Source organism: Stenotrophomonas sp. 10L48, from assembly GCF_056395105.1.
This window is the reverse complement of sequence record NZ_JBFTIX010000002.1, coordinates 278,000-300,748: the sequence shown is the minus strand read 5'-3', so window position 1 is coordinate 300,748 and position 22,749 is coordinate 278,000. Positions and strand designations below refer to the sequence as shown.

19 protein-coding genes are annotated in these 22,749 nt (G+C 65.8%); 10 read left to right on the top strand and 9 right to left on the bottom strand.

The window, feature by feature from the left end:
- Positions 1–31: 31 nt before the first annotated feature.
- The 3 genes from AC1DCU_RS04800 to AC1DCU_RS04790 are packed head-to-tail and all read right to left on the bottom strand — an operon-like array spanning position 32 to position 2,479.
- Positions 32–718 (bottom strand): hypothetical protein, encoded by a 687-nt coding sequence (locus AC1DCU_RS04800; RefSeq protein WP_312964444.1) that lies wholly within the window; start codon positions 716–718, stop codon positions 32–34.
- 43 nt (positions 719–761) lie between these two features.
- Positions 762–1,628 (bottom strand): MBL fold metallo-hydrolase, encoded by an 867-nt coding sequence (locus AC1DCU_RS04795; RefSeq protein ID WP_442251098.1) that lies wholly within the window; start codon positions 1,626–1,628, stop codon positions 762–764.
- Positions 1,625–2,479, bottom strand: a complete 855-nt coding sequence (locus AC1DCU_RS04790; protein WP_025874531.1) for an MBL fold metallo-hydrolase — start codon at positions 2,477–2,479, stop codon at positions 1,625–1,627. Before AC1DCU_RS04790 ends, AC1DCU_RS04795 begins: the two co-directional genes overlap by 4 nt.
- Before the next feature lie 99 nt (positions 2,480–2,578).
- On the opposite strand from AC1DCU_RS04790, the gene gcvA reads away from it, so the two are divergent.
- Positions 2,579–3,490, top strand: a complete 912-nt coding sequence (gene gcvA, locus AC1DCU_RS04785) for a transcriptional regulator GcvA (protein ID WP_442251097.1) — start codon at positions 2,579–2,581, stop codon at positions 3,488–3,490.
- A 14-nt stretch (positions 3,491–3,504) separates the two neighbouring features.
- On the opposite strand, the gene AC1DCU_RS04780 is transcribed toward gcvA, so the two are convergent.
- Together AC1DCU_RS04780 and AC1DCU_RS04775 are read right to left on the bottom strand one after the other, a co-directional pair.
- Positions 3,505–4,392 (bottom strand): methylenetetrahydrofolate reductase, encoded by an 888-nt coding sequence (locus AC1DCU_RS04780; RefSeq protein WP_442251120.1) that lies wholly within the window; start codon positions 4,390–4,392, stop codon positions 3,505–3,507.
- 20 nt (positions 4,393–4,412) lie between these two features.
- Complete coding sequence (locus AC1DCU_RS04775) at positions 4,413–5,327, bottom strand: LysR family transcriptional regulator (RefSeq protein WP_032974724.1); 915 nt, start codon at positions 5,325–5,327, stop codon at positions 4,413–4,415.
- Between the two features lie 175 nt (positions 5,328–5,502).
- Here AC1DCU_RS04775 and msuE point away from each other — a divergent pair, with 175 nt between their 5' ends.
- Genes msuE through AC1DCU_RS04760 form a run of 3 tightly spaced genes read left to right on the top strand, consistent with a single transcriptional unit; the run spans position 5,503 to position 8,201 of the window.
- Positions 5,503–6,084, top strand: coding sequence for an FMN reductase (msuE, locus tag AC1DCU_RS04770; protein ID WP_313113611.1), 582 nt, complete (start codon positions 5,503–5,505; stop codon positions 6,082–6,084).
- Positions 6,085–6,142: 58 nt separating this feature from the next.
- The gene (locus tag AC1DCU_RS04765; protein WP_032974723.1) at positions 6,143–7,120 is read left to right on the top strand and encodes a DUF1852 domain-containing protein; all 978 of its coding nucleotides are present in this window, start codon (positions 6,143–6,145) and stop codon (positions 7,118–7,120) included.
- 40 nt (positions 7,121–7,160) lie between these two features.
- A complete protein-coding gene (locus AC1DCU_RS04760; protein WP_032974722.1) occupies positions 7,161–8,201 on the top strand; it encodes a methionine synthase in 1,041 nt (346 codons plus the stop codon).
- Between the two features lie 117 nt (positions 8,202–8,318).
- Here AC1DCU_RS04760 and AC1DCU_RS04755 read toward each other — a convergent pair whose 3' ends face one another.
- Positions 8,319–9,323 (bottom strand): extracellular catalytic domain type 1 short-chain-length polyhydroxyalkanoate depolymerase, encoded by a 1,005-nt coding sequence (locus tag AC1DCU_RS04755; RefSeq protein WP_025874524.1) that lies wholly within the window; start codon positions 9,321–9,323, stop codon positions 8,319–8,321.
- An 87-nt stretch (positions 9,324–9,410) separates the two neighbouring features.
- Positions 9,411–10,814 carry a GntP family permease gene (locus AC1DCU_RS04750; RefSeq protein ID WP_313113604.1) on the bottom strand — a complete coding sequence of 468 codons (1,404 nt, stop codon included), beginning with the start codon at positions 10,812–10,814 and terminating at the stop codon, positions 9,411–9,413.
- 181 nt (positions 10,815–10,995) lie between these two features.
- Between AC1DCU_RS04750 and AC1DCU_RS04745 the strand changes: the two genes are divergently transcribed.
- The 4 genes from AC1DCU_RS04745 (at position 10,996) to AC1DCU_RS04730 (ending at position 17,944) form a co-directional block, all read left to right on the top strand.
- Entirely contained in the window at positions 10,996–13,170 is a 2,175-nt protein-coding gene (locus tag AC1DCU_RS04745) for a TonB-dependent receptor (protein ID WP_313113646.1), read from the top strand.
- An 11-nt stretch (positions 13,171–13,181) separates the two neighbouring features.
- Complete coding sequence (locus tag AC1DCU_RS04740) at positions 13,182–14,060, top strand: alpha/beta fold hydrolase (RefSeq protein ID WP_313113600.1); 879 nt, start codon at positions 13,182–13,184, stop codon at positions 14,058–14,060.
- Positions 14,057–14,542 carry a MaoC family dehydratase gene (locus AC1DCU_RS04735; RefSeq protein WP_313113598.1) on the top strand — a complete coding sequence of 162 codons (486 nt, stop codon included), beginning with the start codon at positions 14,057–14,059 and terminating at the stop codon, positions 14,540–14,542. Before AC1DCU_RS04740 ends, AC1DCU_RS04735 begins: the two co-directional genes overlap by 4 nt.
- 69 nt (positions 14,543–14,611) lie before the next feature.
- Positions 14,612–17,944 (top strand): hybrid sensor histidine kinase/response regulator, encoded by a 3,333-nt coding sequence (locus tag AC1DCU_RS04730; RefSeq protein WP_313113596.1) that lies wholly within the window; start codon positions 14,612–14,614, stop codon positions 17,942–17,944.
- 7 nt (positions 17,945–17,951) lie between these two features.
- On the opposite strand, the gene AC1DCU_RS04725 is transcribed toward AC1DCU_RS04730, so the two are convergent.
- Positions 17,952–18,626 (bottom strand): response regulator transcription factor, encoded by a 675-nt coding sequence (locus AC1DCU_RS04725; RefSeq protein ID WP_282279735.1) that lies wholly within the window; start codon positions 18,624–18,626, stop codon positions 17,952–17,954.
- Positions 18,627–18,714: 88 nt separating this feature from the next.
- Here AC1DCU_RS04725 and AC1DCU_RS04720 point away from each other — a divergent pair, with 88 nt between their 5' ends.
- Together AC1DCU_RS04720 and AC1DCU_RS04715 are read left to right on the top strand one after the other, a co-directional pair.
- Positions 18,715–20,559, top strand: coding sequence for a 3-hydroxybutyrate oligomer hydrolase family protein (locus AC1DCU_RS04720; RefSeq protein ID WP_313113591.1), 1,845 nt, complete (start codon positions 18,715–18,717; stop codon positions 20,557–20,559).
- A gap of 25 nt (positions 20,560–20,584) precedes the next feature.
- On the top strand, positions 20,585–22,246 hold the full coding sequence (locus AC1DCU_RS04715) for a fatty acid--CoA ligase (protein ID WP_313113588.1): 1,662 nt from the start codon (positions 20,585–20,587) through the stop codon (positions 22,244–22,246).
- Positions 22,247–22,272: 26 nt separating this feature from the next.
- On the opposite strand, the gene AC1DCU_RS04710 is transcribed toward AC1DCU_RS04715, so the two are convergent.
- Positions 22,273–22,725, bottom strand: coding sequence for a MerR family transcriptional regulator (locus tag AC1DCU_RS04710; protein ID WP_032974716.1), 453 nt, complete (start codon positions 22,723–22,725; stop codon positions 22,273–22,275).
- Positions 22,726–22,749: the final 24 nt, after the last annotated feature.

Genomic DNA, 22,749 nt, shown 5'->3' with positions numbered 1-22,749 from the left:
GGGCGATTGCTGCGTCAGTGACAACCTGCCATCACTGCCGATGGGCTTCGGGCGCCAGGGTATGGATCACCCTGCCCTGCGCGTCCAGGAACTCGATGGCCCCGTAGCCTTCCGGCGTTACGGTCAGGCGCAGCCTGGCGCGGTCCTGTTGATCGTTCAGCGCGATGGCAGGGGTGCCATCGGCAGCCACCGCCATCTCGATGCGTGTTGGCGTCTGCACCCCCGGAATCAGGCGATTGTCCAGCCGCGGCTCGCGAATCAGCGGCGGCGCCTGGTTGATCGAGAACCGAACGTCGCCGTCGGGCGACACGCGCCAGCCAATTGCATCCATGGCCGGGTGGTCAAGCGCCAGTACGGCCATGCCGCCCTCGACGTCTGCGGTTCCAAAGCCACCGCGCTCGCTCCCCTTGTGGTCGTACAGCACAATGCCCGCCACATTGAAGGCTCGCTTGTACTGGATGCCATCGATGATGGGCGGTGGCGTCTGGCCCGAGAGCGTCATCCGGATCACCCCGTTCTCATCGACGATATCGATCCGCCGCGCCGTGATGCGTTCTTTGTCCGGAGCATCCACGCGGGTCTGCGGCGAGGTGCTGACGATCAGCTTCTGCAGCTGCTCGACCGAGGGGCGTTTGGGGCTGGTGGTTTCCGCCGCCAGGGCGGCCATGGAGAAAGAAGAAAGCGCGACGGCGGTTGCAATGCAGTGTGTTCGATTCATGGATTCTCCCAAGGCCAGGAATGATTCAGGCGCGGATACGGGACTACGCCGGCCATGTCAGCCACGCGCCCGGCTCGACGACCTGCACGGCCACGGCACGGTCACCGGCTGCCTTGCGAAGCCGCCCGAGCGGGTCGTCCACTTCCGCATAGTTGTCCATTCCGCTGATGCCATAGTGAATGGGCACCAGCGTGCGTGCGCCGAGGATTGCCGCCGCTGCCACCGCCTGCTCCGGCGTCAGTACGCCAGGCTGGCCACTTACGGGCTCGCGCCAGCCGAACGTGGCGCCATTGATGGGGAGGAAGGCCGCATCGAACGGTCCGAACTGGCGCCCGATATGCCACCAATGGCCGTGCCATTGGGTGTCGCCGCCATGGAAGATGCGTCGGCCGCCCGCTGTTACCACCCAGGAAACCTGCGTATCGCCGTAGCCGTCCGATGCCGGTACCGGCGTCGCAGTGAAGTCGCCCAGCAGTTGGGGCTCCCACAGCGCGCTCGGCCGTGCACGTGCGGCTGCGGGTAGCGGCATGGGCTGCAGGCCGGCTGGATATGCGAGTGTTCCCCCTTTGCTGAGCGCCGCCGCAACCGCATCTGCATCGAAGTGATCGGAGTGGGTGTGGGTGACCAGCACGTGGCTTTCGCCCAGCACATCGTTCACCGGCACCAGCCGGTCCGGCAACGCCTTGCCCCACGTTGCGGGATTCACCAGCGGATCAATCAGCAGCGTGCTCTCCGGCAACTGCAGCCGCACCCCGGCCCACGCCAATCGCTGGGCGCGCAGGCTGCGCATCGCCGCTGGTGGCGCAGCGGCACCAGCAGGGACCAGCGCAGCAGCGGCCACACCGGCGCAACGGGCAAGGAAGCGTCTGCGACTGCCCAGCGCCGGTGCGTTGACGGAATCGTGTTTCATGCGGCCTGCTCCCTTGCTGCCAGCGCAGCATCCAGGGAGAAGATCGACTGCGCGACGATCGCCGTGAGATTGTGTCCATGCCATTCTCGTTCGAATGCCGTCGGCGTTACCCCCGACGCGATGCAATCCTCCAGTCTGATGGCTGCCATCAGCGCCGTGGTTTCCGTCGGCGCGGTTCGCAGCCGGATATCCACGACGATCTCCTGCATCCGCTGCAGGTAGTGGAGTGCATTGCCCAGCACCGCCGCATCGAAGACCCCGATATGCCCGCCGACCACCCTGCTGCGCCCGAACTGCTGGATACGGCCGATGGCGGCGCGCTGCAGCGCCGGGTCCGACCGGGAGAGATAGACGATGTTGCCGACGATGTTGTCGCCCACGCAGACCAGATCGGCACTCGGCACATCCACGCTCATGTGGTCCATCGTCTTGCCGGGGTTGTACAGGAAGCGCAGCTGGTGGCGCCCCCAGCGCATGGCGAGATTGTCGAACACGATATCGGGATCGCGGTAGCGTGATGCCACCGGTTGGTTCTGCGAAAGAAAGGCATGCCGGTGATGGCGGTGCGCCAGGGTCAGCGCCTCCGGAAACAGCGTCATGCCACAGATGTGGTCGCTCATGAAATGGGTGGCGGCAACCAGTCGTACCCTCTTGCCCATCTGCCCGTGCAGTACGTCCCGCAACCAGGCGGCATCCTCCTCGCTGCCCAACGCGTCCACCAGCAGCACCTGGTCTCCGTTGACGAAGGCGGTAGCGACCGATTCAACCTGGTCACCGACGAACATCAGCACATCTGGGGCAAGCTCCTGAATTCGCACGGCGGGCTTTCCGGGTGGGAGGATCGGCATCATCACCAGCTCATGCGGCACCCGGCAAACGAGTAGTTCTACGCTTCGCGTTAGAAAAATTCATGCGCTACGATGACAGGGCCCCTGCTTTGGATGGTGCCCGTGAAACCCCGCCCCACTGCCCCACTGAATGCGCTGCGCACGTTCGAAGCGGCTGCCCGCCACCTCAGCTTCAATCAGGCGGCGCGCGAACTGTTCGTCACCCCGGCTGCGGTCAGCCATCAGGTCAAACACCTCGAGGCCTATCTGGGCGTAAGCCTGTTCCAGCGCAATCACCGCGCCGTGGCGCTCACATCAGACGGCGCGGCGCTGGCAACAACGGTCGGCGATCTACTTGGGCAGCTGGACCTGGCGTTGGAGCGCGCCAGGACGCGCGCACCACACGAACTGCGGGTGACAACCATGGAGTCGTTCGCCGCGAAATGGCTGGCCCCAAAGCTGCATCGCTTTCACCATGCGCACCCCAATGTCCGGGTGCGCATCGACACCGGCAATGAACACGCCGACTTTCTGCGCGGAGGATTCGATGTCGGCATCCGCTACGGTGCAGGCAACTACACCGGCGTGCGTGCTGAGCTGCTGTTGAAGGCGCCGGTATTCCCTGTGTGCTCGCCCGCGCTGCTGGCCGGCACTGCTGGCCGGCTGCAGCGGTCTGATGATCTGCGCCACTGCACGTTGTTGCACGATGAAAGTGCCACGGACCGCCCCGGCGTGCCGGCGTGGTCACACTGGCTGGAGGCCGCCGGCGCCATCAACGCCAACGCAAGCGCTGGGCCGGTCTTCCCCAGCATCTATCTTGCGCAGGAAGCGGCGGTGGCCGGCCATGGCGTGGCGCTCGGCGTGGCGCCGCTGGTGGAAGACGATCTCCGCCAAGGCAGGCTGGTGAAACCCTTCAGCCTGGAGCTGGAGAACCGTTACGCATTCTGGTTGATCCGTCGGGAGATGGCTCAGGACCGCCCCGATGTGCAGGCGTTCTGCCAATGGCTGGGTGAGGAGTGCAGTGATCGGCCATGACAGGCCCATGCGTGTCATGACGGTTCATCGGCAACAGGTGGGCCGGTCGTGTGCGCATCGCCTGCACGCATCCGGTAGTGCTCCACCCACTCCATGGTCGGTGCGATACCGCCGAAGGGAAACAGATGCGGGCTGACCTGCCCATGGGCTTCGGTCAAGCCCTCTACCAAGCGATCCACGAACACATCCGGCCCGGCCCTTCCCAGCAGGCGGCCGATGGAGATGCCGTAGCGGGACAGCATCGAGGTGCTTGCAGCGACGCCGCACATGGCCGCATAGCGTACAAGCCGCGCGATGCTGGCCGGCCCGGGAACGCCCACCAGCACCGGATGGGTGATGCCACGGGCGCGCAGTTCATTCAACCAGGCCAGAACGATATCGGCGTCGAATGCGAACTGGGTGATGACCAGCGGTGCCATGCCTCGCTCTTCGATACGCTGGCACTTGTTTTCAAGCACGCGCCACCTCTCGGCGCTGGTCATCACCGGATGGCCTTGCGGATGCCCGCCCACCCCCACGACCCTGATGCCAGCGCGCTCGAGAATGCCGCTCTCGATGATCGATGTGCTGTCGGCGAACGGCCCGGCAGGCGTGGCAAGATCGCCTGCGATCACGAAACAGCGCTCAATGCCGGCGTCGATGACGGCACGCTCGATGAAGTGCTCAAGCGCAGCCCGCGAGCCGATGCGGCGTGCGGAAAGGTGCGGCATCGGCTCGAACCCCAGTTCGCGCACCCTGCGTGCCGCGGCCAGTCGCGCAGCATCGTCCTCGCTCGGCAGGTAGGGAATGGAGATCGTCGTCCCCCGTGCAATGCGGGCGGCTTCGGCGCGCAACGCAGGCATGGCCTTGGCACTGACTTCCAATGAAAAGGCGTTGACGAAGGTCTGCGCCAATGGCTCCATGCGGCCAACGCCTGCTGACATCAGCCGGCTCCAGGCAGGTTGCCGGCGCTTGTGGAGCTGTTCCGTGCCAGTTCGACAAACGCCTGCAGGTAATCGATACCGGTATCGGCCTCACGCGCGCCCAGGTAGATCTGCTTGGGAATGCCTTTCGCACCCAGACGCACCGGTACCACGTCCATGCGGGCTGCATATTCCTCCACCAGCCAACGCGGCATGGCGGCGACGCCGCGACCGCTGGCCACCATCTGCATCATGATGTCGGTGGTTTCGATGGCCTTGTGGCGCCGGGGCGTGACCCCGGCAGGCAGCAGGAACTGGTTGTAGATATCCAGCCGCTCGAACGGCACCGGATAGCTGATGAGTACTTCCTGGCTGAGCTGGCGGGGCTTGACGTGCTCGACCGACGCCAGCGCATGGCCCTTGGCCACCACCAGCACCTGCTCGTAATCGAAGACGGGGACGAACTTCAGGCCCGGCTTCAACAGCGGGTCGGGCGTGACCAGCAGGTCGATCTCATAGCCGAACAGGGCGCCGATGCCACCGAACTGGAACTTCTGCTTGACGTCCACATCGACGTCGGGCCAGCTGGCCAGATAGGGCGAGACGATCTTCAGCAGCCACTGGTAGCAGGGGTGGCATTCCATGCCGATGCGCAGCGCGCCACGCTCGCCCTGCGCGAACTGGCCCAGCCGCTCCTCGGCCAGGTCCAGCTGCGGCAGCACCCGGTTGGCCACCGCCAACAGGTACTGGCCCGCCTGGGTCAGGCGCAGGCTGCGGCCTTCGCGCAGCCAGACGTTGGTACCCAACTGCTGCTCCAGCTTCTTCATGCTGTGGCTCAGGGCTGATTGGGTCAGGTTCAGCACACCGGCGGCGGCGGTCAGCGAGCCTTGCTGCTCGACCTGCTGCACGATGCTGAGATGGATCCGCTCCAACATGACGATGAATCTCACTCATGGATTGGTGAAGTAATACCATTTTACGTCATGGGATGGGCTGGCTAGCATCGGCTCATGCCTTCGGATCCCTGCCAGCGCGGCTACCCAGCCGGCACGCAGGACTGCGCCCCTGCAGGTCACCCCGAAGCAGCCCCTCCCCTGCTGAAGCGAAGAGATGACCCGCCCCCTCCGTATCGTCGCCGTTTCCGGCGGGCTGCAGCGCCCCTCAAGGGCCGCGACCCTGGCCGAGCACCTGCTGGACCTGATCGGCGAAGGCGTCCCCTGCGATCAGCACCTGATTGAACTGGGTGAACTGGCGCCACAACTGGCCGGTGCGCTCCGGCGCTCGCAGTTGCCCGAAACCGTGGAGCGGCAGTTGGCCGCTGTCGAGCGTGCCGATGTGCTGGTGGTGGTTACGCCGGTCTACCGCGGTTCGTACACCGGCCTGTTCAAGCACTTTTTCGATTTCATCGACCAGGACGCGCTGGTCGATACCCCGATCCTGCTGGCCGCCACTGGGGGCAGCGAGCGCCACGCGCTGGTGATCGACCACCAGCTGCGACCGCTTTTCAGCTTCTTCCAGGCGCGAACGCTGCCCTTGGGTGTCTACGCAACCGACAAGGATTTCGCAGACGGCTGCGTGCAGAACGAGGCCCTGATGCAGCGGGCGCGGCTGGCGGTGCAGCGAGCGATGCCCCTGCTTGCCCTCTCCCATCGTGCAGCACCTGCCGTTACCGAGGCCGCTGCAATCCTCTGAATGCCGAATGCCAGCGACCTGCATTCGGATGTCACCCCCGCAACCCGGAACGCCGCCCATGACGACCGAGAACTTCACCTTCAGCATCACCCGTATTCCTTTCAACGAGGACTACCAGCCCGCTGACGGCACGCGAATCACCACCAACTTCGCCAACCTGGCCCGCGGCGAATCCCGCCAGGAAAACCTGCGCAACACGCTCGGCATGATCAACAACCGCTTCAACGATCTGGCGCACTGGGACAACCCCAGCGCGGATCGCTACGCGGTCGAGCTGGACATCATCTCGGTGGAGATGCACATCGATGGCAGCGACGGCAGCGATACGTTCCCGTTGATCGAGGTGCTGCGGCCGACCATCGTCGACACGCGTACCGGCGTGCGTACGGAAGGCATCGTCGGCAACAATTTCTCCTCCTACGTCCGCGACTACGATTTCAGCGTCGTGCTGCCCGCCAGCAACGAAGGCAAGGCCACCTTCGGCATTCCCGAAGACTTCGGCGATCTTCATGGCAAGCTGTTCAAGCACTTCCTGGCGTCCGACGCCTACCGTGCGCACTTCAGCAAGCCGCCGGTGATCTGCATCAGCGTGTCCAGCAGCAAGACCTACCACCGCACCGAGAACTACCATCCCATCCTGGGCGTCGAGTATCGGCAAGGCGAGTTCTCCCCCACCGACCAGTACTTCGACAAGATGGGGCTGCAGGTGCGTTACTTCATGCCGCCAGGCAGCGTCGCGCCACTGGCGTTCTACTTCCAGGGTGACCTGCTGGGCGACTACTCGAACCTGGAACTGATCGGCACCATCAGCACGATGGAGGCCTTCCAGAAGATCTACCGCCCCGAGATCTACAACGCCAATTCCGTAGCGGGCAAGGTCTACCAGCCCAGCCTGAAGCACCAGGACTATTCGTCCACCCGCATCGTCTACGACCGCGAAGAACGCAGCCAGCTGGCGGTCAAGCAAGGCCGATTCACCGAAGAACACTTCATCAAGCCGTACCGCGCCGTGCTTGAGCAGTGGGCCGCCCGCTGATCCACCGCTTTTCCATTCGCCCCTCAGGACACAAGACGCAATGTCGACGAAGAAACTGCTCCCCACCTCCACCGCAGGCAGCCTGCCCAAGCCCTCCTGGCTGGCCGAGCCCGAAAAGCTCTGGTCGCCCTGGAAGCTGCAGGATGACGGCCTGATTGAAGGCAAGCAGGATGCCCTGCGCCTGTCCCTGCAGGAACAGCAGCACGCCGGCATCGACATCGTCAGTGACGGCGAACAGACACGGCAGCATTTCGTCACCACCTTCATCGAACACCTCAGTGGCGTCGATTTCCAGAAGCGTGAAACCGTCCGCATCCGCGACCGCTACGACGCCAGTGTGCCCACCGTGGTGAGCGCTGTCAGCCGCCCGAAGCCGGTGTTTGTGGAAGATGCGAAATTCCTGCGCAGGCAGACTACGCAGCCGATCAAATGGGCGCTGCCGGGCCCGATGACCATGATCGACACCCTGTATGACGCGCACTACAAGAGCCGCGAAAAGCTGGCCTGGGAGTTCGCCGGGATCCTCAACCAGGAAGCCAGGGAACTGGAGGCGGCCGGCGTCGACATCATCCAGTTCGACGAACCGGCCTTCAATGTGTTCTTCGACGAAGTGAACGATTGGGGTGTCGCTGCACTGGAGCGCGCGGTCGAAGGGCTCAAGTGCGAAACCGCGGTCCATATCTGCTACGGCTACGGTATCAAGGCCAACACCGACTGGAAGCAGACGCTGGGTTCGGAATGGCGCCAGTATGAAGAATCGTTCCCGAAGCTGCAGACGTCCAGCATCGACATCATCTCGCTGGAATGCCACAACTCGCACGTGCCGATTGACCTGATCGAGCTGGTGCGCGGCAAGAAGGTGATGGTCGGTGCCATCGATGTGGCTTCCAGCACGGTCGAGACGCCGGAAGAAGTGGCCAACACGCTGCGCAAGGCCCTGCAGTTCGTGGATGCTGACAAGCTCTACCCCAGCACCAACTGCGGCATGGCGCCGCTGTCGCGTGACGTAGCACGAGGCAAGCTGCGCGCGCTCAGCGCAGGTGCACAGATCGTCCGCGACGAGCTTCTGGCCCGCGGCTGAGCACGAGTGCGCATGCGGGCGCACACGCTTGGATGGATGAGGCAAAGGCCGCGCGCCAGTGCGGGAGCCCACCGCTCCCACACTGGCGCCGCCTCCCCTGCTCCTGTGCCCCCACACTCAGCGCTGCTGATCCTTCAGGAACAGCCAGGTAATCAACGTGGCATCCGGCCCCTTGGGATCGGTGAACGGCAAACCGGACTGGCTGCCGCTCCAGGCATGCCCCATTCCCTGCACCACGTAATGCTGCACCAGCGTCCTGCCGCCATAGGTGTAAGAGTCAACCGTGTAGGCACGCCCACCCGGCACCTGGCCGTGGAAGGTGCTGGTCGGCACGTACTTCACCGAGTCGTTGTCCACGCCATCGTCAGCCAGGTCGTTGGTCTGCAGGAACTGGCGCACGGCCTGCTGCCCATTGATCGGGTTCACCGTGGCGTCGGCGGTGCCATGGAAGACCAGCACCGGGATCGGCCGCGGCGACGGCGAGCCCGAGCACTGCCAGGCCAGCCGCCCGTTGCTGTCCGGTGAGTAGATGCTGCCGGCCAACAGCGCATAGGCGCTGCCGGAAATCGTGGTCGCGCCCTTGTACATGCCGCCGGAGTGGATCGCGCCCGCCGCGAACACATCCGAATAACAGGCCAGCATGATCGAAGTCATCGCCCCGCCGGCGGAAATGCCGGTGACGTACACGCGATGCGGATCGATGCTGTAGCCCGCTTTCACCTTGTCCACGATGCCGGCCAGGATGGAGGCTTCGCCACTGTCGCGTGCCTGGTTGATCGGCAGCTGCCAGTTCCAGCAGCGTGCGGGGTTGGAGGTGACGTTCTGCCGCGGGTAGACCACGATGAAGCCTTCGGTGTCGGCCACCTCGTTGAAGCCGGAGGCCTCGCCCATCAGGTTCGGCCCGGTCACGCAGCCGTGCAGCACCAGCAACAGGGGCAGTGGCCGCGTTTCGTCGTAGCCGGCCGGCACCCACACCTGGTACTCGCGGGCACCGAACAGATTGCCGTACAGGCCAACGTCCCAATGCCCGGGTGGGTCTGCCGCAGAGGCGGCGCCCGTGGTGGCCAGCCAGGTGCACAGCAGCAGCATCAGCGCCTTGATTGAATCGATTCCAGATTTCATGACCAGATCCTCATGCGTGAGTCGTGGATGAAGTGGTACCGGAAATCCTCGTGGACCGACCTTCCAGAGGGTGCTGCGACGCCGCTGTCAAACCCAGCCGGTGGCGTAGTAGATGCCGATCACCACGAACACCGCGAGGGTCTTGATGATGGTCACTGCGAAAATGTCCTTGTAGGCCTGCCGATGGGTCAGCCCGGTGACCATCAGCAGGGTGATGACTGCACCGTTGTGCGGCAGGCTGTCCATGCCGCCGGATGCCATCGCGGCAACACGATGCAGCACCTCCATCGGGATGCCGGCAGCCTGCGCGTTGGCGATGAAGGTCTCCGACATTGCCGCCAGGGCGATGCTCATGCCGCCCGATGCAGAGCCGGTGACACCGGCCAGACCGGTTACGGTGACCGCTTCATGCAGCAGGGGGTCCCTGATCGCCCCCAGCGCGTTGGCCACCACCATGAAGCCGGGCAACGCGGCGATGACCGCGCCGAAGCCATATTCCGAGGCGGTGTTCATGGCTGCCAGCACGGCACCACCGATCGCCGCCTTGGTGCCTTCGGCAAACTGGGTGACCACCGGGCGCCAGGCCAGCGCCAGCACCGACAGGATGCCAACCAGCAGCGCCCCCAGCACGGCCCAGATTGCGGTGATCTTCGCCACGCCCTGCACCACCGGCGCGGCGCTGCCCATGATCGACGGCACGAAGCTGTGCTCCGCACCGTACCAGTGCGGTATGCCCAGGGTGAACAGCTTGTTGGACACAAACACCAGCAGCAGCGGCAGCACGGCAATGCCCGCGTGGGCCAGATGCGTGCCTGCGAACGGTGCCGGCTCGTTCACCAGCGTGGCCGGGTCTCCGTAGCCCTCGCCACTGCGCGCCGCCGCGCGACGGCGCCACTCCAGGTAGGCCATGCCCACCGCAAGCACGAACACACTGCCCAGCGTACCCAGCACCGGAGCCGCCCAGGTATCGGTGCCGAAGAACGTGGTCGGGATGATGTTCTGGATCTGCGGCGTGCCCGGCAATGCGTCCATGGTGAAGCTGAAGCCGCCCACCCCCAGCGTGGCCGGAATCAGGCGCTTGGGGATGTTGCTCTGGCGGAACATCTCGGCCGCGAACGGATAGACCGCGAACACCACCACGAACAATGACACGCCGCCGTAGGTGAGCAGGCCCGACACCAGCACGATCGACAGCATCGCCCGCTGCGGTCCGAACAAGCGGATCGCCGCACCCACGATCGAGCGGGAGAAGCCGGACAGTTCGATCAGCTTGCCGAACACCGCGCCCAGCAGGAACACCGGAAAGTAGAGCTTGAGGAAGCCAACCATCTTGTCCATGAACAAGCCGGTGAACATCGGTGCCACCAGCGAGGGATCGGTGAGCAGCACTGCGCCAAGCGCGGCGATGGGCGCGAACAGGATCACGCTGTAACCGCGGTAGGCCACCAGGATGAGGAAGGCCAGCGCTGCAAGTACGATCAGTAACGACATACGGCGCTTCCGGGTGGGGACGCGCCCAGTATCCGGATCTGGCGACCGCTGCCGACTGGACCTAGGTCCACTCGCCGGTGCGCAACCGCGCCGCTAGCCTAGCGTCCATGGGTGGCAATGGGCCATTCGCCGCGTACATGCCTTGGGGGAGGACCGAATGAAACGGAATTGCTTGAGCCTGATGATCGGCACACTGCTGGCCACCGGGCCGGTTCTGGCGCAGGACGCACCGCAGGGCGCGCCGGCAGCCGCCCGCACCGCTTCGGCCACCAACCTGGACAGCATCACGGTGACCGCACGCAAGCGCGAGGAAACCCTGCAGGAGGTGCCGGTTGCCGTCACCGCCTTTACGTCCGAAGCCCTGGACAAGATGAACGTCCAGGACATCAGCGACCTTGATGGACAGGTCCCCAACCTGACCATCTACGCGGCGCGCGGCGCCAGCAGCACGGTCACCGCCTACATCCGCGGTGTTGGCCAGTCCGACCCTACCTGGGGCGCTGACCCGGGCGTGGGCATCTACCTGGACGACGTCTACATCGCCCGTCCGCAGGGTGCGTTGCTGGACGTGTTCGATGTCTCGCGCATCGAGGTGCTGCGCGGTCCGCAGGGCACGCTGTACGGCAAGAACACCATCGGCGGTGCCATCAAGTACATCTCGCGCGGCCTGCCCACCCAGACCGAAGGCTTCGCCCAGATCACCGTGGGCAACTACAGCCAGTTGGACGCCAAGGCGGCGATCGGCGGCCCGATCGGCGGGGCCGACAGCGGCCTGCGTGCGCGCGTGGCGGTGGCCAGCATGAATCGTGACGGCTTCGGCGAGAACACCTTCACCAACCAGCCGGTCAGTGACAAGCAGATCAATGCTGCGCGCTTCAACCTGGGTGCGTATGCGGGCGACGACTTCGACGTGCAGTTCGCCCTGGACTGGATCGACGACCAGTCCGGCATGCGTGGCTCGAAGATGCTGGCACCCAACCCGTTCGTGCGCGCCTACCCGCCGATGGATGACCGCTACGACATCCGCTCGGGCATGCGCAACCTCAACAGCGTGGAGACCAAGGGCGCCTCGGCCACGGTGAACTGGCGGCCCAGCGAAGACGTTGCGCTGAAATACGTGGTGGCCAAGCGCGAATCGGACAGCGACGCGAACATCGACTTCGACAGCACGCCGGTCAAGCTGGCCGATGTAGGTGGCACTTACCATGACGACCAGGTCAGCAACGAGGTGCAGCTGAACTACGATGCCGGCGGCCGCGTGCGCGGCGTGGTGGGCCTGTACCAGTTCAGTGGCGAGGCCGGTGGACAGATCCGCAACAACTTCTTCAACCTGCAGTTCGGCGACACCCGTGGCAAGGTGCTCACCGACAGCATCGCGCTGTACGCCGACTGGACGTTCGACCTGACCAGCAAGCTGAAGCTGGACGTCGGCGCCCGCTACACCGACGAGGACAAGCGCGCGATCGTGCTCAACCGCTTCTACTCGGATGCGACGTTCACCCGTCCGATCGCGGTCGCCGCCGATTTCGACAAGAAGACCAATTTCAAGAACATCTCGCCCAAGGTGTCGCTGGATTACCAGATCACCCCGGACATCATGGTCTACGGCCTGGCCACGCGTGGCTTCAAGTCCGGCGGCTACAACATCCGCGCCAACGCCGTTGCCGTGCCACGCTCGGCCGAGCCGTTCGATGACGAGACGGTCGACAGCTTCGAGATCGGCAGCAAGATGGCCTTCCTCGACCAGCGCCTGTTCCTGAACCTGTCGGCGTTCCACAACAAGTACAAGGACATCCAGCTGTCGGTGTTCACCGGCATCGATACCAACGGCGACGGTGTCGACGATGCCTTCTTCGGCGATTTCACCAATGCCGGCGCCGGCACCATCAACGGCCTGGAAATCGAGTACCAGTACCTGCCCAGCCAGCACTGGCTGATCTCCGGCAACCTGGCCTGGCTGGATGCCAAGTATGACGAGTACTTGGACCGCGGCGTCAATGTGGCCAAGCAGATGAAGTTCACCAACGCGCCGGACTTCTCGGGCGCGTTGAACGTGGAGTACCGCACCGACCTGGCCAATGGCAGCAACCTGTCCGCACGGGTGAGCTACAGCTACCAGAGTGAAGTGTGGCCGACCACCGATCTGAGCCCGGTGATCCGCCAGGACGGCTACGGGCTGGTCAATGCCGGCGTGACCTGGAAGCTTGACGATGCCTGGACCTTCTCGCTGCAGGGTACCAACCTGGCCGACAAGGAGTACCGCACCACCGGTTACAACATTCCGGCGGTCGGCACGCTGATTGGTTTCTATGGGCCGCCGCGCCAATATAGCCTCAGCGTCCGTTACGATTTCTAGGAAGCTTCTGCATGACACCGTCTTACGATGATCTGTACTGGAAAAGTGACGATGGCCTGCGCCTGCATGCGCGTGACCATGCTCCTGCAGGCGCACAGCCGGCGCGCGGCACCGTGGTCTGCATCCCCGGCCTGACCCGCAATGCCGCCGACTTCGATGCGCTGGCCGCATCGCTGACTGCTGCGGGTTGGCGGGTGATCGCGGTTGACCTGCGAGGACGCGCAGGTTCGGAACGCGCATCGGACCCGTCCAGCTACAACCCGCGCACCTATGCCGACGACATGGTGGCGCTGCTGCGGTCGCAGAACATCGACAAGGCGGTATTCGTCGGCACCTCGCTGGGGGTGCTGGTCACCATCACCCTGGCCTCGCGTGCGCCCGGGCTGATCGCCGCGGCAGTTCTGAACGATGCCGGCCCCAAGGTGCCGCGCGAAGCGCTGGCACGGATCGGCAAGTACGCCGGCAAGCCCGTGCCACCGATGGACCTGGCACAGGCCACGACCTATGTGGAGTCCATCGGCAAGGCCGCGTTCCCGCGCTTCACCAGCGACGACTGGCGTGCGATGGCCGTACGCACGTTCCGCCAGCGCAGCGATGGCCTGCTGGAACTGGACTACGACCCGGCGGTGATCCGCACCACGCGGCCGTGGCTGCTGTGGCTGCTGCGCCCGGTACTATGGCGCGCGGTGCGTGGGCTGACCGCACGCGTGCCGGTGCTGGTGGTTCGTGGGGCGCTGTCGGACATCCTGCCTGCCGATGTCGCGCAGCAGATGGCTGCCACGTCGCCCAATGCCCGCCTCGTTGAAGTACCGGAGGTGGGTCATGCACCGATGCTGTCCGAGCCCGAGGCGCGTGACGCGATCCTGGCATTGCTGGAGCGCGTGCGATGAGTTCCGGCGTGTCGAGGGATGCGCTGCCTGCCGCCCTGCAGGCCCTGCACCAATGGGCGGCAAGCGAGCGGCTGAGCGGCAGCACGCGCATCGCGCAGTCGCGCATCGATGCCTTCGCCGAGGCCACCGGTGACCACAATTGGATCCACACCGATCCTGCCCGCGCACGGACCGGCCTGCCGGGCGGGCAGACCATCGCCCATGGGTTCCTTCTGCTCTCGCTTACCGTAGAGGACGACGTGGCGGCCCTGGCCGGTTTTCCCGGCATCGCCCACGTACTGAACTACGGCTTGAACAAGGTCCGCTTCCTGGCGCCGGTGCCGAGCGGTTCCGAGGTACGGGTACGCTCGCAGCTGATGTCCTTGGAAGCGCGCAGGCCCGGGCAGTGGCTGCTGACCCAGCACAAGACCGTGGAAGTGGTTCCCGCCGGCGAGACAGCCGTGGTCGCCGAACAGTTGTCGCTGATCGTGCTCGCCGACTAGCGCCGCACCGTCCTCCCGCGCGGGGCGGGCCGGCTGCCCGCCGGCCGCGGTTCTCTCTACACTGGAGCGATGTTGACGCCCTCCATCGTCCTGTTCGCCTGCATCGCGTGGACCGTGCTGCTGTTCGGCGTCGCCCTGTGGGGGGAACGCCAGGGGCATCGGCTGTCGAAGGTATGGCCAGCCATCTACGCGCTGTCACTGGGCGTGCACTGCACGGCGTGGACCTACTACGGGGCTGCCTCGCAGGGCGTGCAATGGGGCTTCCCGATTCCGCCGACACTGATCGGCATGGCCCTCATTTTTGCCTTCGGCCTGCCGTTCCTGGTGCGGCTGGGGCGGCTGGCCAAGCAGCACAACAGTGCCACCATCGCCGACCTGGTGGTCGCGCGCCTGCGCGCCGACCAAGGGCTGGGCATCACCATCACCCTGGTCGCGCTGTTCGGCATCATTCCCTACATCGCGCTGCAGCTCAAAGCGGTCAGCCAGGGCCTTGCCGCCCTGCTCGGTGACCAGTTCGCACCCGTTGGCTGGCAGCTGGACGTGTCGTTCTGGTTCGCGCTGACGATGGCGGCGTTCACCACCCTGTTCGGTGCACGCAAGGCGTCGGCGACCGAGCACAACCGCGGCATCGTGGTCGCGCTGGGCCTGGAATCACTGTTGAAGCTGACGGCACTGCTGGCCATTGGCCTGTATGCCGCGCTATCGGTGCACAAGGCAGGCACGCCGCTGCTTGAGAAGATGGCGCACCTGCCGCCGCCGGCAGTGGTGCCGGATTACCTGACCATGGTGGCGCTCGGTGCCATGGCCGCGTTCACCCTGCCCCATCAGTTCCATGTGGGCGTGGTCGAGCTGCGCCAGTCATCGGACCTGAAGACGGCGCGCTGGCTGTTCCCGGTCTACCTGCTGTTGATCGGCCTGCCGTCGGTGCCGATGGCACTGGCCGGTGCCGCGCAGCTGCCGCCCTCGATGACGCCGGATCTGTACGTGCTGGCCCTGCCGCAGGAGCGCGGCCATCACCTGCTGGCACTGCTGGCATACCTGGGCAGTCTGAGTGCCGCCACCGGCATGATGATCCTGTCCGGGCTGACCCTGTCGATCATGCTCGGCAACCACGGTGTGGGCTCGCGCCTGCTGAGCGGCGTCAATGGCTTCAACACCGGCGCGGATCTACGACCGCGGGTGCTGGCCTTCCGGCGCGCCGGCATCCTCGCCGTGTTCCTGATGTCGTGGCTGTACAGCCGTGCGATGAGCGGCACCGAGGCGCTCAGCGATTTCGGCCTGATGTCGTTCACCGCGCTCTCGCAGCTGGCACCGGCGGTGCTGCTGGCGGTGTACCGTCCGCGCACGCCCTCCCCGGCCATCATCGCCGGCATCGTACTGGGCTCGCTGGTCTGGTTGTGGCTGGTGCTGCTGCCCATGGTGCTCCCTGCCCCGCTGGCGTCGGCCGGTCCCGACGGACTGCACTGGCTGGCGATGCTCTCGCTGCGCATGCAGCCGGGCCATATCGCCATCAGCATGGGCGCCAGCCTGGCCGTCAACCTGGTAACCGTGGTGCTGGTGTCGCGCGCGGTGCGTCCACCGATGCCTCGGCAGCGCGACGCGGTGGCCGCTGCATCGTTGCGCAAGACGGCTGGTCGCTTCCTCGGCCAGGAGCGGGCACGGCAGCTGATGGACGGGCACGCCGGGCAGATGCTGGACGACGACCGGGTGACTGCCATCGAGCGCGAACTGACCGCCGTGGTCGGTGCAGGCATGGCGCGGCTGCTGGTGGAGGCGGCACGCGATGGTGGCGCTGCGCCGCTGGACGCTGTTACCCGCGCGGTCGGTGAAGCCACCCAGGTGCTGCGCTTCAACCAGCGCCTGCTGGAGGCCGCCCTAGAGAACATGAGCCAGGGCATCAGCGTGGTCGATGCGCAGCTGCAGCTGGTGGCCTGGAACAGCCGCTACGCCGCGCTGTTCAAGTTCCCGCCGGAGCTGCTGCAGGTGGGGCAGCCGGTGTCGAACCTGACGGCGTGGGCACTGGGACAGCTGAAGATCGGCGACAGCCCTGGTGACTCGCGCGACAAGGCGTTGCAGCGGCGGGTGGTGCACATGCGGCGCGGCACGCCGCACCTTTCCGAGCGGATTTTCCCGGACAACACCATCGTTGAGATCCGAGGCAACCCGATGCCCGGTGGCGGCTATGTGGCCACCTTCACCGATGTCACCGCGTTCCGGCGGGCAGAGGACGCGCTCAAGCGCAGTAACGAAACCCTGGAGCGCCGCGTGCAGGACCGCACCGCCCGGCTTGAACAGGCCGTGCATGAAGCCGAGCGGGCCAACGTGGCCAAGACCCGCTTCCTGACCGCAGTCGGCCATGACCTGATCCAGCCCCTGCATGCGGCGCAGCTGTTGACCGACGCCATGTCGCAGCACATCGAATCGGAATTCCTGGACAGTTTCCTGCGCCAGATTCGCGGCGCGCTGGATTCCACCGACGATCTGCTGTCGGGCCTGCTGGATATTTCGCGACTGGAAGCCGGTGGCCTGGTGGCCGATCCGCGCCCGTTCGCCTTGTCGACCGTGCTGGAGCCGCTTGCGCAGGAGTTCGCCGTGCTGGCCGCGGCACGCGGCCTGCAGTTCCGCCATGTGCGCACCCGCGTGTGGGTGCACAGCGACCCGTTGCTGCTGCGCCGCGTACTGCAGAACTTCCTGGCCAACGCCATCCGCTACACCCGCCGTGGCGGCGTGCTGCTTGGCGTTCGTCGGCACGGTCAGGCACTGTCGATCGGCGTGCATGACAGCGGCCCCGGCATCGCGCCGGAGCAACAAGCCGTGGTGTTCGAAGAATTCCACCGTGGCGACCGCAGCAATGGCCAGGGCCTCGGTCTTGGCCTGACCATCGCGCACCGCATTGCCGACCTGCTGCATGCACCGTTGGAACTGCAAAGCGAACTGGATCGCGGCTCGGCCTTCTCCATCACCGTGGCGCGTGCAGCGCCGCCTGAGGCCCCACGCACTGAGCCCGCCGCTGGCAACAGCAGCATCAAGGGCATCCGCGTGCTGGTGGTCGACAACGATGCGGAGGCGCTGGAGGCAATGCGGCTGATGCTGCTTGCCTGGGGCTGCGATGTCATCGCGGCGCGTGATGTCGCTGCGCTGGGCGCGTCCGCACATGAGGCGGCACTGTGGCTGTTCGACTACCACCTTGATGAGGGCGATACCGGCGTCGCACTGTGGAAGCGCCTCGTCGCCGTACATGGCGCGCGGCCGACGGTGATCCTCAGCGCCGATACCGGCAATGACACGCGCGAGGCGGTGCGCAGTGTGGGCCTGTCACTGCTGAACAAACCGTTCAAGCCGCTGGCGCTGCGCTGGGCGATCAACCACCTGCTGGCAACGGCCAGCACGGAAAGGACCTGACGAAGGATCAGGCGTCCTGCGCGCCTTCGATCTGCCGGGATGGGTCGGTCAACCCCATCTCGTGCAGCACGCGGATGGCCTGCGCGCGATTGCGTACGCCCAGTCGTCCCATGATGCGGGTCATGTGTGCCTTGACCGTGCGCAACTGCACGCCCAGCCGGTCGGCGATCTGCTTGTTGAGCAGCCCTTCGGCCACCAGGCTCAGCACCTTGTACTGATGCGCGGACAGGCTGGACAAGCGCGCGGCAAGATCGGCGTCCTTGCTGAAGGGCGCCACCCGCGCCACCGGCTCGCGCAGCAGCGCCGGTATCCAGCGCTCACCTTCCAGCACGGTCTGCAGTGCGGACTGCAGGTCGGTCAGGCCGGAGCTCTTGGGCAGGTACCCGGCTGCGCCCAGGTCGATGGCGCGGCGGATCACGTGCGGCTCTTCATTGGCCGAAACGATGATGATCGCCAGCCCCGGTTGCAGCGCACGTATGGTCGCCAGTCCGGCCAGGCCGTGGTTGCCCGGCATGTGCAGGTCCAGCAGCATCAGATCGATCTGCTGGTTCTCGATCGCTTCGAGCACGCCGTGCAGCGAATCGGCCTCGCTGATCTGCAGGTCAGCCACCGCTTCTTCAGCGGCGCGATGCAGCGCCGCGCGGAACAATGGGTGGTCATCGGCGATAAGCAGGGTCGGCATGTCCAGCCGAGGTTAGCAAATCGCCTGCGCCTGGGCACGGGTACCAAGGTACGCTGGCGTGCGCCGCCCGGATGGTTAGGGTGGAGCAATGAACATCCACCGCCCCGTCATGCTGCTGTGCGCCGCGCTGCCATTGCTTCTGGGCAGCATCTCCAGCACCCACGCCGCCCCGCCCCGCCCCACTACCGCTGTTCCGGTGTTCGAGCAGTGGCGGGAAACCGTGCATCGCGGCAGCGACGAACTGCTGACCGCAGGCCTGGGCATCGACGCCCTGCGCTCGGCCACCGCGCCGGCGTTTGCCAACCCGGCCCAGCCCACGGCCGAGGAAGCACGGCGTCGTGCGATCTGGAGCAGCTGGCGCGGCATCGCCGACCTGACACCCGGCGGCGGCTTTGGCGATGTCTACGGCAGCGTGCAGGCGGTACCCGGCCGCGAATTCTCCGCCTATGCGCGCGTTCCCGGCGCCCGCCATCCCCATCGGGTACTGGTGCAGGTGCCCGACAGCTTCGACGCCGCGCGGCGCTGCCTGGTCGTCGCGGCATCTTCCGGCTCGCGTGGCATCCATGGCGCGATCGCGGTTGCCGGCAGCTGGGGCCTGGCACATGGCTGCGCGGTCGCCTATACCGACAAGGGTGCCGGCAGTGATTACTACGATCTGGACGCCAAGGCCGGCTTCCAGGCAGACGGCACGCCAGCCAGCCAAGGCGCGTTGGCCTTCATTCCTGCGGGTGCGACAGCCGCGCAGGGAATCGCCTTCAAACATGCTCATTCGGGTGACAACCCGGAAGCGGACTGGGGCCGCCATCTGCTGCAGGCGCTGCAGTTCGGCCTGCAGGTGCTGGACCGTGCCTATCCGCAATCGGCCCCATTCACTGCGGCCAACACACGCACGCTCGGCGTGGGCGTATCCAATGGCGGTGGCGCCGTGCTGCGCGCGGCGGAGATCGAAGGCGACTGGTTCGATGCAATGGTGGCCGGCGAACCCAATGTCTCGGTGGCCGGCGCACCAGCGTTGTATGACTTCGTCACCCAGGCCGCGTTGCTGATGCCCTGTGCCCTGCTGACGGAGGACGATCTACCACAACCGCCGATGCGGGCGCAGGCCGTGCCAGGGTGGACCCAGCGATGTGCCACGTTGAAATCCGCTGGGTTGGTGCAAGGCGATGACACTGCAGCACAGGCACGGTCGGCACGGCAGCAGCTGCTCGACGCGGGTTTGAGCGCCGATGCACTTCGCGCCGGTGCATTCTCTACCGGTTTCGATCTGTGGCGCGCCATCGCAGCGACCTACTCGTCAGCCTATGGACGCTACGCCACGGGCGAACATCCCTGCGCGTACAGCTTCTCGGCCGCCGGCACCGACGGCAGACCCCACGCGGCCACGGCCGAGGTTCGTGCAACCTGGTGGAGCGAGGGCAGTGGCATCCCGCCGGGCAGCGGCGTGGTTCTGGTGGACGGCAATGCCACCGGGGCGGCAGCTGATCCGCTGCGTGGCCTGCGCTGCTTGCGCGCACTTGGCGAGAGTGACAGCGCCGATGCCCGACGGGTACGCGCCGGCATCGCCGCAGCGACTGCCAAGGCGCCGCGTCGCGGCCTGCCGATCGTGGTGATCCATGGCCTGGACGACGGGCTGGTACCGATCAGCATGACCAGTGATCGCTACGTGCCACTTGCCCGCAAGGCCGGGGCGCAGATCGCCTATTGGCGGGTGAACAAGGCACAGCACTTCGACTCGCTGCTGGCCTTCCCGGACTACCGGAAGCGCTACGTCCCGCTGCTGCCCTACCTGTTCGCGGCGATGGACCAGGTGTGGGAACACCTTGAAGATCCAGCGCGAGCGCTGCCGCAGGATGCACTCATCCAGCCGAGCCCACGCGCGGAAGCGCCGCTGCTGCGCGAGCAGCTGTCCATTCCCGCGCCCCCCGGCCGCTGACGCGCCGCCCCATCAGGAAGATCACATGTCATTCGCCACCGCCGCAGACGCGCCCGCCGCCGAGCCTCATGCCTACCCCCTGCTGATCAAGCAGCTGCTGCTGACACCTCTGGCAGTGCGACCACGGCAGGAGATCGTCTACGGCGACAAGGTCCGCTTCGACTACCGCACCCTGCAGGCGCGCATCGGCCAGTTGGCCGGGCTGCTGACCTCACTGGGGGTAAAGCGCGGCGATACCGTGGCGGTGATGGACTGGGACAGCAACCGCTACCTGGAGAGCTATTTCGCCGTGCCGATGATCGGAGCGGTGCTGATGATGGTGAACATCCGCCTGGCGCCCGAGCAGATTGCCTATACGCTCAATCACAGCGGTGCGCGGGTGATCCTGGCCAACCGCGAGTTCCTGCCGGTGCTGAACGCCATCGAAGAACAGCTGCCGGACGTGCGCACGCGCATCCTGCTGGATGATGATGAGGGCCCGCTGCCAGCGGGTTTCGTGACCGAGTATGAGGCCGGGCTGCGCGAGGCCACGCCCATCACCCGCTTCCCGGACTTCAACGAGAACACCCGCGCCACTACGTTCTATACGACCGGCACCACGGGCCTGCCCAAAGGCGTGTACTTCAGCCATCGGCAACTGGTACTGCACTCGCTTGCGGCGATGGCAGCCCTCGGCAGCGCGTCCAGCCAGGGCCGCCTGCACCGCGACGATGTCTACATGCCGATCACGCCGATGTTCCATGTCCATGCCTGGGGCATGCCGTACGTGGCCACGCTGCTGGGCATCAAGCAGGTCTACCCCGGTCGCTACCTGCCGGGCGCGTTGCTGGCGCTGATCGCCCGCGAGAAGGTGACGTTCTCGCACTGCGTGCCGACCATCCTGCATATGCTGCTGGGCCATCCCACTGCTGCCGATACCGACCTGCGCCGCTGGAAGGTAATCATCGGCGGCGCGGCACTACCGCGGGCACTGGCGCAGCAGGCACTGGCCCGTGGCATCGACATCTTCGGCGGCTACGGCATGTCCGAAACCTGCCCGCTGCTCACCCTCGCGCAGATCGATGCCGACGCCGTGGACGGCCCGGACGAGGAGCTGTCCCTGCGCACCAAGGCCGGCATTCCGGTGCCGCTGGTTGACCTGCGCATCGTCGACGAACACATGAATGATGTTGCCCACGATGGCATCGCCACCGGGGAAGTGGTGGTGCGCACGCCCTGGCTCACCCAGGGCTATCTGCACAATCCGGACGCTTCGACGGCGTTATGGGCCGGCGGTTACCTGCACACCGGGGACATCGGCAACATCGATGGCAGCGGCTACCTGCGCGTGACCGACCGCATCAAGGATGTGATCAAGACCGGTGGCGAGTGGATCTCCTCGCTCGCCCTGGAGGACATCATCGCCCTGCATCCGGCGGTCAACGAGGTCGCGGTGATCGGCATCAGTGATACGAAATGGGGCGAGCGACCGCTGCCGTTGGTGGTCCGGCAGCACGGCAGCGATGTGACCGAGGCGGAGATCATCGAACTGGTCGCAGCACGCAGCCGCTCCGGTGATATCTCCCGCTACGCGATCCCCGACCGCGTCAGCTTCGTCGATTCGCTGGAACGCACCAGCGTGGGCAAGATCAACAAGAAGAAGCTGCGCAGCCTGCATGATCTGGGCGCAGCCACCGACGCAGGTTGACGCTGCGGCCTGCGGCCAACAGAGGGTCACTTCATTCCTCTACCTGGTCGCCCTGCGCGCCCGCCCCGCTGGCGCCGTGGAGGATCCAGCAGATCCATCAGCCTGACCTGGTTGTCGGTGCAGGAAATACCCTCAGGACGTTGGGTGACACCCTCGATGATGCCCAGCAGGCGCGCTTCGTTCTCCTGCAGTTGCAGGATCAAGCGTCGGATCTCGGCCAGGCGCCTGCCCAGCGACTCGACCAGGCCTTGGTGATCGCACGCCTGCGTGCCCCCAGGCAGGAAATGCCGGATCTCATCAAGTGAGAAGCCGACGCGTTGCGCGTTGTCGATGATCTGCAGCACGCCCAATACGTCCGGGGAATAGATCCGGTAGCCATTGCTCCCCCTGGGCGGCGCGCTGATCAGGCCTTCGGCCTCATAGAACCGGATACGCGATGGGGCCAGGCCCGTGGCCTTGGCCAGATCCCCGATTTTCATCCTGCCACTGCCCCTTGACCTTCA